A 13,579-nucleotide genomic window follows, 5' to 3' on the forward strand; every position below is an offset into this window, starting at 1 on the left:
AACTTTAATTTCTAATATTACGCTATTCCATGATGTCAAGATTTTTATTCTTTCTTTTTTTCATTCTATGTACGTTTACTTCTCAGGGGCAATTAACCTTGCAACAACAGCTTCAGGCAGAGTCCGATATTAACACACAATTTTCTACGCTGCTCTCGCAATCCAAATCGCAGGATGCCGACTTCAAACTGATTCGCAGATCCAATGTGGAAATCATTCGAAAAAATGTAAATGACAGTTTGCATACCTATAAAAAAGAAATAGCCGAATTGAAGGCAAAAACGGGCAATGCTTCGGGGACTATTAGTAACCTGCAGGATACGATCACGTCCTTACAACAACAGCTGGCCGAGGAAAAAACGAAGACCCAGACGATAGGATTTCTAGGCACGGATATGGATAAGGGAGTTTATCACACCATAGTATGGGCGATCATATGTACATTAGCCATTGCCTTATTTATTTTGGCCATTTCATTTAAAAAAGCTCGGGTAGATGCTATCGAGCATCAAAAGACTGCGGAAGAAGTGCAAAACGATTTCCAGACCTTTAAAAAGAAAGCAATGGAAAAGGAACAACTGCTTCGAAGACAGCTACTGGATGAACAATTAAAGAAGAACTCTTAAAAACCGAGCATCCCTCTTTTATTTATTTCTTTTAATGTTTTGGTTTTAAATGGATAAAGTTTATTTTTGCATTCCGAAATACGACCGGGTAAAAGCGGCGGCGGAATAGTATAATAAATTTAGTCCTTATAATATGCCCAATATTGGTAAAATAGCGCAGATTATCGGCCCAGTAGTTGACGTCAACTTTGCCGAAAATGAAAGTCTTCCTAAGATTTATGATGCTTTGTACATTGAGAAAGAAAATGGACAGCGCATTGTTTTAGAGGTTCAACAACATTTAGGTGAAGAACGTGTTCGTACAATAGCAATGGACGCTACCGAAGGTTTGGTACGCGGCATGCAAGTAGTGGATACAGGTGCTCCGATTAAAATGCCTGTTGGTGAAGAGATTAAAGGTCGTGTATTCAATGTAGTGGGTGCCCCTATTGATGGTATTCCTGCTTTGGACACGACAAATGGACGTCCTATCCACAATGTACCTCCAAAATTCGAGGATCTTTCGACTGAATCGGAAGTACTATTCACCGGGATCAAAGTTATTGACTTGTTGGAGCCCTACGCAAAGGGTGGTAAGATCGGGTTATTTGGTGGTGCTGGTGTAGGTAAAACTGTATTGATTCAGGAATTGATCAACAATATTGCAAAAGGGCATGGTGGTCTTTCTGTATTTGCCGGTGTGGGTGAGCGTACACGTGAAGGAAATGATTTGCTTCGCGAGATGTTGGAATCGGGTATCATCAAATACGGTGAGCATTTTATGGAAGGCATGGAAAAAGGCGAATGGCCTACTGAAAGTGTTGACCAAGAGCTCTTGAAAGAATCGAAATGTACCTTCGTGTTCGGACAGATGAACGAACCTCCCGGGGCGCGTGCACGTGTAGCTTTGTCAGGTCTTACTGTAGCCGAATATTTCCGTGATGGTGATGGTGAAGGAAAAGGCCGTGACGTGCTCTTCTTCATCGACAATATCTTCCGTTTTACCCAAGCTGGTTCTGAAGTATCCGCCCTCTTAGGACGTATGCCTTCTGCTGTGGGTTACCAACCGACGTTAGCGACAGAGATGGGTTTGATGCAAGAGCGTATTACATCCACGAAAAACGGTTCTATCACTTCCGTACAGGCAGTATATGTACCTGCGGATGACTTGACTGACCCTGCTCCTGCGACCACTTTCGCACACTTGGATGCAACAACCGTATTGTCCCGTAAAATTGCAGAGTTGGGTATCTACCCTGCTGTGGACCCATTGGATTCGACATCACGTATTCTTTCGCCTGCTGTCTTAGGTGACGAGCATTATAATACAGCTCAGCGGGTGAAAGAAATTTTACAACGTTATAAAGAACTTCAGGATATCATCGCCATTTTAGGTATGGATGAACTTTCTGAAGAAGATAAATTGACTGTACACCGCGCACGTCGTGTACAACGTTTCTTATCACAGCCATTCCACGTAGCGGAGCAGTTTACAGGTTTGAAAGGTGTACTAGTGGATATCAAAGATACCATCAAAGGATTTAATATGATCATCGACGGTGAAGTAGATGAGTATCCGGAAGCAGCTTTCAACTTGGTAGGTACCATTGAAGAAGCAATCGAGAAAGGCAAGAAACTATTGGCGGAAGCTGTTTAATTAGATAGATCTGCGACATGCGTATTGCGATGTGCGACAAGAGAAAACGTTACACATATCTCAATACGCAATACGCAATACGCAATACTACTTACAATGAAATTAACAATTATTACTCCCGATAAATTGGCCTACGAGGGGGATGTGACTGCGGTCACTGTTCCCGGAAGTGTAGGGTCTTTTCAAATCTTGAAAGATCACGCGGCTATTGTTTCTACGCTAGATGATGGCAAAGTCATTATTAAAGTAAATAACGCCGAAGAGATTATTCGAATCAAAGGGGGTGTCGTAGAAGCAAAAGACAATAATATTGTTGTTTTGGCTGAAGGAGTACTGACAAACTAATAGTACATTACAAATTTTAGAGCCCTTAAAACCAGTGTGTTTTAGGGGCTTTTTTTTGCAACTTTGTGAAGCAAAAATCAATTTTTAGGCAGAATTTTGGCATCAAAACAAAAAACAGTCTTTTTGAAAAAATATACCGATTTTAAATATAGTTCACGTACAACAAATATATATTACGAATACACTTGATAAAATAGAATATTATTCTAATTAAACGAACAAAAAAGAAATAAAAAACTTTTTCAAAATAGTCTGTTTGTCTATTGTAAAGAATTGCAAATCGAGCTAACTTAACAAAGTAATAATTTATTACCACAAAGGGAGAGGTATGCAATACTATAATCAGGATACATTGATCTACTTGAATGGCGAGTTTGTGAAAGCAAGCGAGGCCAAAGTTGATTTATTTGGACAATCCCTCCACTATGGTTATAGCGCGTTCGAAGGTCTTCGGGCATACAGTACCCACAACGGCACACGTATATTTAAGGCAGAGGAACATTTCGCCAGGCTGCAAAGATCATGTGAGGCCATCAGCCTTCCCTACACCTGGAAAAATAGTACGCTCATCGAAAAGAGTTACGAATTGCTTGAAGCGAATAATCTTCGTGCAGCCTATATCCGGCCTTTGGTGTTTTCGGGATCCAACATGCATCTGACGACATCCGAAGATGCGCACATCATGATTGCAGCTTGGGAATGGGCGCCTTATTTGGGACAGAACTTACTGCGTGTAAATATCTCGTCCGTCGAACGGCCAAACCCCAAGTCATTTCACATCAACGCTAAAGTGTCAGGCCAGTATATCAATTCGATCTTAGCGACGAGTGATTCGATAAAAAAGGGATTCGATGAGGCCATCCTACTGGACCATGAAGGCTTTGTGTCACAGGCTTCCAGTGAAAATATCTTTATCGAAAAGGATTTAAAAATATACACACCTCCTGTAGACCATGTTTTCCCCGGCATTACCCGACAAACGGTCATTGCGATCTGTCGACAATTGGGTTTTGACATTATGGAGAAAAAGCTGACCATCCAGGACTTGTATACAGCGGATAGCGCCTTTTTAAGTGGAACGGCCGCAGAGATCATTGGTATCAAGCAAGTGGATCATGTCCGGTATCCAGAAGAATGGGAGCATACAATCGGAGCATCGATTCAACGAAAATATAAAAACTTAGTATTAGAGCAAGAAAATTATGAAGTCATCATCTGACAACGGAGACATGTTAAACAAATACAGCCGTATTTTTACACAAGATGAAACGCAGCCTGCTGCGAAAGCGATGTTATATGGTATCGGGTTGACCGATGCGGATATGGACAAAGCGCAGGTAGGTATTGCAAGTATGGGTTATGACGGCAATACCTGTAATATGCACTTGAATGAGCTGGCACAATTTGTAAAAAAAGGTATATGGGCAAATGATTTGGTGGGGCTTACCTTCGGCACCATCGGTGTAAGTGATGGTATGAGTAATGGTACGGATGGTATGCGCTACTCGTTGGTATCACGTGACGTAATTGCGGATAGTATCGAGACGATCTGTGGTGGGCAGTATTATGACGGTGTCGTAGCCATCCCGGGATGTGATAAGAACATGCCCGGCGCCATTATGGCTATGGGTAGGTTGGACCGCCCAGCGATTATGGTGTATGGGGGAACGATTGCACCGGGTTATTATAAAGGTGAAGAGTTAAATATTGTATCAGCTTTCGAAGCCTTGGGCAAAAAAATTGCCGGCACGATTTCCGATGAAGATTATGATGGTGTTATCCGTCATACCTGCCCAGGCGCGGGTGCCTGCGGGGGAATGTATACGGCAAATACCATGGCCTCGGCGATCGAAGCATTAGGCATGAGCTTACCATACTCTTCGTCGAACCCGGCTGTATCGGAAGAAAAGAAAAACGAATGTCTGGAGACAGGTAAATATATCCGTATACTATTAGAAAAAGATATCAAGCCAACAGATATCATGACACGCAAGGCATTTGAAAACGCGATGCGCCTGATTGTTATTATGGGAGGCTCGACAAATGCGATATTGCATTTTATTGCAATCGGTAAGGCTGTAGGCGTAGATATTACACCGGATGATTTCCAACGTATGTCGGACGAGACTCCGGTATTGGCCGACTTCAAACCATCGGGAAAATTCCTCATGCAGGATCTTCATCAATATGGCGGAACACCGGCTGTTATGCGGTACTTGTTGGACGAAGGATTGTTGCACGGCGACTGCCTGACGGTAACCGGCAAAACTGTAGCGGAGAACTTGGCTGACGTGAAATCTATTATGGATTATAATCAGCCTATCATCCAGCCTTTGTCAAACCCGATTAAAACTACAGGTCACTTGCAAATTTTATACGGCAACTTAGCAGAACAGGGTTCGGTAGCAAAAATCTCCGGTAAAGAGGGTGAAAAATTCACCGGTCCAGCTCGGGTATTTGATGGTGAACATGATTTAGCTGCCGGGGTCGCATCGGGCAGGATAAAACCGGGTGATGTAATTGTCATTAAAAATGAAGGCCCTAAAGGGGCTCCAGGTATGCCGGAGATGTTGAAGCCGACTTCGCTGATTATCGGAGCAGGACTAGGCAACTCGGTAGCGCTGATCACGGACGGTCGCTTCTCGGGAGGTACACACGGATTTGTGGTGGGACATATTACACCCGAAGCTTATGAAGGTGGTTTGATCGGTCTGGTACAAGATGAGGATATCATCGAAATCGATGCCGTCAACAATACGATCAATGTTCACTTAAGTGACGATGAAATTGCAAAACGTCGTGCGAATTGGAAGCAGCCCGCATTAAAGGTCTCTAAAGGTGTATTGTATAAATACGCAAAGACCGTAGCCAACGCTTCACAAGGATGTGTGACGGATCTTTAAAAATGTAATGCGTATAGCGTAGTGCGTCTTGCGAAGGGTCTCACTACCTAAACGATAGGAAGCAAACAAGTATATCTCAATACTCAATACTAATATCTCAATACTAAAAAAATGAGTACACTGGAAAAAACAGAAACAAAGGAATCCACGGTTACGGCGGCAGCTACAGAAATAAGTGGCTCACAGGCTGTATTGGAAGCTTTGATTCAGGAAGGGGTGGATACCATTTTTGGTTATCCGGGTGGTGCGATTATGCCCATCTATGACGCATTGTATGATTATTCCGAGCAGCTGAAACATATTCTTGTCCGCCACGAACAGGGGGCAATCCATGCTGCACAGGGATATGCGCGTACTTCGGGACGTGTGGGTGTTGCTTTTGCAACAAGCGGTCCCGGAGCGACCAATCTGGTGACCGGATTAGCGGATGCCATGATCGACAGTAATCCTATTGTCTGCGTGACCGGTCAAGTCTTTGCCTCGCTGTTGGGTACAGATGCCTTCCAAGAGACCGATGTCATTAATATTACTACGCCTGTCACCAAATGGAATTACCAGGTGACAGACGCGACCGAAATTCCAAGTGTACTGGCTAAAGCTTTCTACATTGCGCAGACGGGTCGCCCGGGGCCGGTGTTGATCGACATCACCAAAAATGCACAAATCCAGCTATTCGACTATAAGGGTTACGAAAAATGCAACCATATCCGGAGCTATAGGCCTGCTCCTATCGTACGAAAAGAGTATATAGAAGAGGCTGCAAAAGTGATTAATGCGGCGAAGAAACCTTTTGTCATTTTTGGCCAGGGTGTCATTCTCGGGAAAGCCGAACAAGAGTTTAAGACTTTCATCGAAAAGGGAGGCTTTCCGGCAGCAACAACGGTCATGGGGCTGAGTGCCTTGGAGACCGACCATCCTTTGCATGTGGGGATGTTGGGTATGCACGGCAATTATGCACCCAATGTGATGACAAATTCCTGTGATGTCCTCATCGCGGTAGGTATGCGCTTTGATGACCGGGTGACCGGCCGTTTGGATAAATATGCCAAACAGGCAAAAGTCATCCATTTAGACATTGACCCGGCCGAGATCGATAAGAATGTAAAAACAACTGTTCCGGTATGGGGTGACTGTAAGGAAACCTTACCCTTATTGACACAATATATTGACAAAGGGGATCACAGCGCCTGGGTGCAGGAATTCCGTGCATTGGAACAGGAAGAAATTAAGGAAGTGATCCAAGACGAACTTAATCCTACGTCGGATGTCATGACAATGGGAGAAGTCGTCCGTGTATTGAACGAACTGACAAACGGGAATGCAGTTATCACGACGGATGTAGGCCAGCACCAAATGATCGCGTGTCGGTATGCGAAATTCAACCAAAGTAAATCTAATGTTACTTCGGGAGGATTGGGAACGATGGGATTTGGGTTGCCGGCAGCTATCGGAGCATGGTATGGAGCACCGCATCGTGACATCATCGCCATCATCGGTGACGGAGGTTTCCAGATGACATTGCAAGAGTTGGGGACCATCATGCAGTTTGGTGCCAAAGTTAAAATCCTGATCTTAAACAACAGCTTCTTAGGTATGGTACGACAGTGGCAACAATTGTTCAATGACAAACGCTACTCTTTTGTCAATATTACCAGTCCGGACTTTGTTGCTTTGGCGAAATCGTATTACATCGAAGGGAATAAAATTTCGGAACGGAAAGATCTGGAACAAGCCCTAAAAACGATGTTAGAACATGACGGATCCTACCTATTGGAAGTGGTCGTAGGTAAGGAAAACAATGTATTCCCTATGGTGGCACAAGGTACAGCGGTATCGGAAATTAGATTGAAATAAAATGGAAAAACAAGAATATACCATCACTATATATACCGAGAACTCTATCGGAATGATTGGACGTATCTCTGGAATATTCTCTCGTCGGAAAATCAATATCGAAAGCTTAAACACCTCTCCTTCTGAGGTAGAAGGTATCCATCGCTTTACTATTCTGATCACGGAAAGTGAAGAGGTTGTGCGCAAGCTCTGCCGTCAGATCGAGAAACAGGTGGAAGTTTTAAAGGCATATTTCAATACGAATGATGAGCTCATCTGGCAAGAACAAGCCTTATATAAAGTTCCGGCTGACGTGATCGCAGAAAAGGCGTATGTGGAACGCCTGCTTCGTCAGTATGGTGCGAATGTTGTGGTGATCCGCAATGACTATATTGTCTTTGAAACAGCTGGACACCGGGAAGAGATTGATCGTCTGACTGAAGAGCTGGGAAAATACAGCCTTATCGAATTCGTACGGGGTGCTCGGATAGCCATCATTAAGGATAGTGCTGGTTTTCATGCTAAACTTAAAAAGTTTGAAAAAGCAGAGCCTTCCCAAGAGGTCGTTGAGAACGAATTTTTGGGTCAGCAGGACAAAGTGTTTACGATGTAGGGCTGGGAGAAATGCAAGAAACATTTAAGTACATCATACAGGCACGTCGGGCTTTCATCGCATTAATCGAAGAATTGACGTTAGAACAATTGAACCATATCCCAGATGGGTTTAACAATAACATCATCTGGAATTTTGGTCATATTGTTGTCGCCACCCAAGGCTTATGTTACCTGCGTACAGGTGTAAGGCCAGATTATACGATCAAGTACGGTGCGGCTTATACAAAGGGATCCAAGCCTACGTATACCGTATCGCAGGAAGAGGTGGACGATCTCAAGACATTAGCGATAACGACAATCGAACAGATTGAAAAGGATTACCATGCAGGTGTTTTCAAGGAAATTACACCCTTTGCAACGGGTACATACCATGCCATGATGCCTACCATAGCGGATGTGATTGTGATGACCGCGGGTCATGACAATCTACACTTTGGCTATGCATTGGCACAACGACGAATAATCAACAACGGTAAATAAATAATCAAAATCTAAACAGACAAAATTAAATAAATAGAACAATGGCAAATTATTTCAACACGTTATCTCTAAGAGAACAATTAATCCAGTTAGGACAGGCAGAATTTATGGATCCTGCAGATTTCTCTGATGGCGTAGATGCGCTGAAAGGCAAAAAAATTGTAATCGTTGGTGCAGGCGCACAAGGTTTGAATCAGGGTTTAAACCTTAGAGATAGTGGCTTAGATGTCGCTTATGCTTTGCGTAAAGAAGCTATCGAACAAAAAAGAGATTCGTGGAAAAATGCAACAGACAACAACTTCAAAGTGGGCACATACGATGAACTGATTCCTACAGCGGATTTAGTAATCAACCTGACGCCTGACAAACAACATACGAACGTTATCAATGCGGTACAACCGCTGATGAAGCAAGGTGCAACACTTTCCTATTCACATGGTTTCAATATCGTGGAAGAAGGTATGCAGATCCGTAAAGATCTTACGGTTATTATGGTTGCTCCAAAGTCACCGGGCTCAGAAGTCCGTGCGGAATTCCTAAGAGGTTTCGGTGTGCCGACATTGATCGCTGTACACCCAGAGAATGACCCGCAAGGTAAAGGCTGGGCAGAAGCAAAAGCGTATTGCGTAGGTACTGGCGGGCATCATGCCGGCGTATTGAAGTCTTCTTTTGTAGCTGAAGTGAAATCGGACTTAATGGGTGAGCAGACCATCCTTTGTGGATTGCTACAAACAGGATCTATCTTATCTTTCGACAAAATGGTCGAAAAAGGAATCGAACCGGGATATGCGTCCAAACTGGTTCAATATGGTGTTGAAGTCATCACAGAAGCTTTAAAGCATGGTGGTGTAAGTGGAATGTTGGATCGTTTGAGCAATCCGGCAAAAGTGAAAGCTTTTGAACTTTCGGAGGAATTAAAAGATATCATGCGTCCTTTATTCCAAAAACACCAAGACGATATCATGTCGGGCGAGTTCAGCAAAACCATGATGGAAGATTGGGCAAATGGGGATGCGAACCTATTGAAGTGGAGAGCGGAGACCGGTGAAACGGCTTTCGAAAAAACACCTGCTGGCGATGTAAAAATCGGTGAGCAAGAATACTTTGACAACTATGTATTGATGGTGGCTTTCGTACGGGCAGGTGTCGAGCTTGCTTTTGAAACCATGGTGGATGCGGGTATTAAACCCGAGTCGGCGTACTACGAATCCTTACACGAAACGCCATTGATTGCCAATACCATCGCGCGTAAAAAATTGTTCGAAATGAACCGCGTTATTTCAGACACAGCAGAATATGGCTGTTACCTATTCGATCAGGCATGTAAGCCGTTGTTGACTGATTTCATGGCTAAAATCGATACCGATGTAGTGGGTAAGAACTTCAATGAAGGTAAAGATGGCGCTGTAGATAACGTAAAATTGGTACAAATAAACGAAGTACTACGCAACCACCCTGTGGAAATCGTTGGTCAACGTCTGCGTAAGGCCATGACTGCGATGAAAGCAATTAAGACGGTTTAAAATCGAAGTGACGAAGGTTATACTGGTGACGAAGGTTATGGGGGCCATAAAGACCACATAACTTTCGTAACCTCCTTCACCTCCATCACTTTTAAATAAGAAAGAAGAGAGAGAAAATGGGAAAAACATTAGTAGAAAAAATTTGGGACGCACATGTCGTCAAGAGTCAGGAGGGGTTTCCGGATATTTTATATATCGATACCCACCTAATTCATGAAGTTACGTCGCCTCAGGCATTTGATGGATTACGTAAACGAGGTCTTCCCGTCTATCGTCCGCAACAAACGGTGGCAACAGCCGATCATAATGTCCCGACTTTAAATCAGCACCTTCCTATCCAGGAAGAATTATCCCGTTATCAGGTGGATATGCTGACGAAGAACTGTAAAGAGTTCGGTATTGAGCTTTACGGCTTAGGTCACCCCTATCAAGGTATTGTGCACGTTATCGGTCCGGAGCTCGGTATTACGCAGCCTGGGAAAACGATGGTCTGTGGCGATAGCCATACCTCAACACATGGGGCTTTTGGTGCCATAGCTTTCGGTATCGGTACTTCGCAGGTAGAGCAGGTTTTTGCAACACAATGTCTCTTGCAGCAAAAACCTAAGACTATGAAGATCGAAGTTAACGGTAGCTTAGGTGCAGGCGTAGGTGCGAAAGATATCATCTTATACATCATTTCGAAAATTTCCGCAGCTGGAGGTACAGGATATTTCGTCGAATATGCAGGTTCCGCTATTCGCTCGTTGAGTATGGAGGGTCGTATGACAATCTGTAACATGAGTATAGAAATGGGTGCCCGCGGTGGTCTTATCGCTCCTGACCAGACCACATTTGATTACATTTATGGTCGCGAGCTTGCCCCTAAGGGTGAGAAATGGGATGAAGCGCTGGCTTACTGGGAGACACTTTATTCCGATGAAGATGCTCAGTTTGATGAAGTATTGGTGTTTGAGGCGGCTGACATCCAACCGATGATTACGTACGGTACAAACCCGGGCATGGGTATAGGTGTGACGGAAAACATTCCAACGACCGCTTCCCAACCGGAAAGTGAGCAGCCTTCTTATAAAAAGGCGCTTGGATATATGGGTTTTCAAGATGGAGAAAAGGTATTGGGCAAACCGGTGGATTATGTGTTTATCGGAAGCTGTACCAACTCACGTATTGAAGATCTGCGCCAGGTAGCCGCCTTTGTCCAAGGCAAGCAAAAGGCAGAAAATGTAGAAGTATGGATTGTCCCCGGTTCAAAACAGGTAGAAGCACAAGCAAAGCAAGAAGGAATCGATAAGATTTTCCAGGAAGCCGGCTTTATGTTACGGGAACCAGGCTGTTCGGCTTGTCTCGGCATGAACGAGGATAAAATTCCTGCCGGTAAGTACTGTGTATCGACATCGAACCGTAATTTCGAAGGGCGTCAGGGACCAAATGCACGTACCATGCTGGTCAGTCCGCTTACTGCTGCTGCTGCTGCAATTACAGGAAAAGTTGTGGATGTAAGAGAGTTAATTTAAGAAACATGAAAAAATTTGAAAAGCTAAAATCAAGGATAGTGCCGTTACCTATTGAAAATATAGATACGGACCAAATCATTCCTGCGCGCTTCTTGAAAGCAACAACACGGGAAGGGTTTGGCGATAACTTATTCCGCGATTGGCGTTTTGATAGCAATAACGAACCCAAACAAGATTTCGTGATGAACGATCCGACGTATACCGGAAGGATTCTCGTCGCGGGCAAAAACTTTGGTTGTGGTTCATCGCGGGAACATGCTGCTTGGGCGATCCAGGATTATGGATTTGATGTAGTTATCAGCTCATTCTTCGCGGACATTTTTAAAGGCAATGCCTTAAACAATGGTGTATTACCCATTACTGTTCCGGAGGAGTTCCTTGAAAAGATCTTCGCCGTGACATTCGCCAATCCGGAAGCCGAGATTCTTGTTGACTTGGAAGCGCAAACGGTAACCCTTGCGGAGACGGGCGAGCAGATTGAGTTTGAGATCAATCCCTACAAAAAATCTTGTTTGATCAACGGTTATGATGATATTGACTTCATTCTTAGCCATACAGCGGAGATTGAAAATTTTGAGCAAACAAGACCGTTTTCTTTTTACCGATAAAAAGTAATTTTTATTTTGAAAGAACCCTTTGTGTATATCAACCAACTGACTGTTCAGTATCCACCGCAGGTGGTATTGAATAGTTTGTCATGGACGATAAATAAAGGAGAACACTATGTACTGGGCGGCAAAAGCGGTTCGGGAAAAACGATCTTAGCAAAAGCAATCGCTGGCCTGATTCCCTATCAAGGTACAATCTCTATTTCTTTTGATCGTACCCATTCATTGCCAGCAAAAGTCATTTATATTTCAAACTGGTACCAGTTTACCAATCTCGAAGGGGATCGCAACTTTTACTATCAGCAACGTTATAACCATCATCAGGGTCAAGATACCTTGACGGTAAAAGCCGAATTAGAACACTTTGCACAAGAGGAAGGTCTCGCCTTCTCAGCTATCGAGAACCGCATAAAAGAGCTGGGATTTGCGGATGTGCAACAGTCACAATTGATCGAACTGTCCAGTGGCGAACATAAAAAACTACAGCTCATTAAAGGGTTGTGGGCCAGACCCCAGCTTTTGATTATTGACGAGCCGTACACGGGTCTGGACAAGCAATCCAGAGGGGCATTAAACGATTGGTTGGACGAGTTAGCAGCCGAAGGCCTACAGCTGTTGTTGATTACCAACGACCGCAATTTGCCCCAAGCCATGAATCGTTTTGCACATATTGTAAATGGGCAGATCGCGATCGAAAGTGATATTTCATTACTCACAAAAGATGCTATCCGGGAAAGGAAAGAGCTACCGTCATTTCTTAAAATTATCCCTGAAACACCTTACGACACCATAGCCCAGCTCCGTAACGTAAGCGTACGATATGGAGAAAAGGAGGTCTTAAAGAATGTCTCCTGGGAGATCAAAGTAGGTGAAAAGTGGCTCTTGCAAGGACCGAATGGTTCGGGCAAGTCGACTTTATTGAGCCTGATCAACGGCGATCACCCGCAAGCCTATGGACATGATATCTCTTTATTTGGCCATAAACGTGGATCAGGCGAAAGTATTTGGGATATTAAGGAAAAAATAGGGATCATATCTCCCGAAATGCATTGGTACTTTGACCAGAATGCCACAGTGTGGCATACGATAGCTTCGGGATTTTACGACAGTATAGGATGGTTTATCGATGTTAAATTCCAAGAGAAAAAACAGATCGAAGAATTGCTGGAGTTTTTTGATCTCACGGCACATAAAAATCAGTTACTCCGCACGCTACCATTAGGGAAGCAGCGGCTGGCCATGCTGGCGAGAACGATCGTCAAAAACCCACCGTTGTTGGTGTTGGACGAACCTTGTCAGGGATTGGATAGTGAACAGACCAGATATTTTAATGCAGTGGTGGATGAATTGGCCTTGCACGGCAAGACACTGATCTACGTCGGACATTACGAGAGTCAATTGCCATCTTGCATCGAACATAAGATTGTATTGGAAAAAGGTAAAATAAAAGAAGTGAAGGAGGTTACGAGGGTTATGTCGTGACGAAAGCCCTGCAT

The 13,579-nt window shown here is 43.9% G+C and carries 12 protein-coding genes; all 12 read left to right on the forward strand.

From position 1 onward, the window contains the following. Window positions 1-29: 29 nt before the first annotated feature. The 12 genes from G5B30_RS01685 to G5B30_RS01740 all read left to right on the forward strand — a co-directional run bounded on the left by G5B30_RS01685 (window position 30) and on the right by G5B30_RS01740 (window position 13,565). Window positions 30-626: a hypothetical protein gene (locus G5B30_RS01685; RefSeq protein WP_165318216.1), complete on the forward strand. Its 597-nt coding sequence runs from the start codon at window positions 30-32 to the stop codon at window positions 624-626. 133 nt (window positions 627-759) lie between these two features. Then, complete coding sequence (atpD, locus tag G5B30_RS01690; protein ID WP_165318217.1) at window positions 760-2,262, forward strand: F0F1 ATP synthase subunit beta; 1,503 nt, start codon at window positions 760-762, stop codon at window positions 2,260-2,262. 96 nt (window positions 2,263-2,358) lie between these two features. Continuing rightward, entirely contained in the window at window positions 2,359-2,607 is a 249-nt protein-coding gene (atpC, locus tag G5B30_RS01695; protein ID WP_165318218.1) for an ATP synthase F1 subunit epsilon, read from the forward strand. 328 nt (window positions 2,608-2,935) lie between these two features. After that, the gene (locus G5B30_RS01700) at window positions 2,936-3,826 is read left to right on the forward strand and encodes a branched-chain amino acid transaminase (protein ID WP_165318219.1); all 891 of its coding nucleotides are present in this window, start codon (window positions 2,936-2,938) and stop codon (window positions 3,824-3,826) included. Further along, window positions 3,810-5,510: a dihydroxy-acid dehydratase gene (gene ilvD / locus G5B30_RS01705; protein ID WP_165318220.1), complete on the forward strand. Its 1,701-nt coding sequence runs from the start codon at window positions 3,810-3,812 to the stop codon at window positions 5,508-5,510. The genes G5B30_RS01700 and ilvD overlap by 17 nt, the downstream gene beginning before the upstream one ends. A 111-nt stretch (window positions 5,511-5,621) precedes the next feature. Then, window positions 5,622-7,364: a biosynthetic-type acetolactate synthase large subunit gene (ilvB, locus tag G5B30_RS01710; protein WP_165318221.1), complete on the forward strand. Its 1,743-nt coding sequence runs from the start codon at window positions 5,622-5,624 to the stop codon at window positions 7,362-7,364. A 1-nt stretch (window position 7,365) separates the two neighbouring features. Further along, window positions 7,366-7,956: an acetolactate synthase small subunit gene (gene ilvN / locus G5B30_RS01715; protein ID WP_165318222.1), complete on the forward strand. Its 591-nt coding sequence runs from the start codon at window positions 7,366-7,368 to the stop codon at window positions 7,954-7,956. An 11-nt stretch (window positions 7,957-7,967) separates the two neighbouring features. After that, entirely contained in the window at window positions 7,968-8,438 is a 471-nt protein-coding gene (locus G5B30_RS01720) for a DinB family protein (RefSeq protein WP_165318223.1), read from the forward strand. Between the two features lie 41 nt (window positions 8,439-8,479). Further along, window positions 8,480-9,961: a ketol-acid reductoisomerase gene (gene ilvC / locus G5B30_RS01725; RefSeq protein WP_165318224.1), complete on the forward strand. Its 1,482-nt coding sequence runs from the start codon at window positions 8,480-8,482 to the stop codon at window positions 9,959-9,961. 116 nt (window positions 9,962-10,077) lie between these two features. Next, window positions 10,078-11,475, forward strand: coding sequence for a 3-isopropylmalate dehydratase large subunit (gene leuC, locus G5B30_RS01730; protein WP_165318225.1), 1,398 nt, complete (start codon window positions 10,078-10,080; stop codon window positions 11,473-11,475). A 5-nt stretch (window positions 11,476-11,480) separates the two neighbouring features. Continuing rightward, window positions 11,481-12,083 carry a 3-isopropylmalate dehydratase small subunit gene (gene leuD, locus G5B30_RS01735; RefSeq protein WP_165318226.1) on the forward strand — a complete coding sequence of 201 codons (603 nt, stop codon included), beginning with the start codon at window positions 11,481-11,483 and terminating at the stop codon, window positions 12,081-12,083. 15 nt (window positions 12,084-12,098) lie between these two features. Continuing rightward, a complete protein-coding gene (locus tag G5B30_RS01740; RefSeq protein ID WP_206366973.1) occupies window positions 12,099-13,565 on the forward strand; it encodes an ATP-binding cassette domain-containing protein in 1,467 nt (488 codons plus the stop codon). The last annotated feature ends 14 nt before the right edge of the window (window positions 13,566-13,579 follow it).

The sequence above is a fragment of the Sphingobacterium sp. SGG-5 genome (genome assembly GCF_011043525.1).
In the GTDB taxonomy this organism is placed as follows: domain Bacteria; phylum Bacteroidota; class Bacteroidia; order Sphingobacteriales; family Sphingobacteriaceae; genus Sphingobacterium.

Excerpts from the sequence above, each read along its gene's own strand:
- G5B30_RS01720 (WP_165318223.1), top strand. The coding sequence starts at position 7,968 with ATGCAAGAAACATTTAAGTACATCATACAGGCACGTCGGGCTTTCATC.
- atpC (WP_165318218.1), top strand. The coding sequence starts at position 2,359 with ATGAAATTAACAATTATTACTCCCGATAAATTGGCCTACGAGGGGGAT.
- ilvD (WP_165318220.1), top strand. The coding sequence starts at position 3,810 with ATGAAGTCATCATCTGACAACGGAGACATGTTAAACAAATACAGCCGT.
- leuD (WP_165318226.1), top strand. The coding sequence starts at position 11,481 with ATGAAAAAATTTGAAAAGCTAAAATCAAGGATAGTGCCGTTACCTATT.
- leuC (WP_165318225.1), top strand. The coding sequence starts at position 10,078 with ATGGGAAAAACATTAGTAGAAAAAATTTGGGACGCACATGTCGTCAAG.
- atpD (WP_165318217.1), top strand. The coding sequence starts at position 760 with ATGCCCAATATTGGTAAAATAGCGCAGATTATCGGCCCAGTAGTTGAC.
- G5B30_RS01700 (WP_165318219.1), top strand. The coding sequence starts at position 2,936 with ATGCAATACTATAATCAGGATACATTGATCTACTTGAATGGCGAGTTT.
- ilvB (WP_165318221.1), top strand. The coding sequence starts at position 5,622 with ATGAGTACACTGGAAAAAACAGAAACAAAGGAATCCACGGTTACGGCG.
- G5B30_RS01685 (WP_165318216.1), top strand. The coding sequence starts at position 30 with ATGATGTCAAGATTTTTATTCTTTCTTTTTTTCATTCTATGTACGTTT.
- ilvN (WP_165318222.1), top strand. The coding sequence starts at position 7,366 with ATGGAAAAACAAGAATATACCATCACTATATATACCGAGAACTCTATC.
- ilvC (WP_165318224.1), top strand. The coding sequence starts at position 8,480 with ATGGCAAATTATTTCAACACGTTATCTCTAAGAGAACAATTAATCCAG.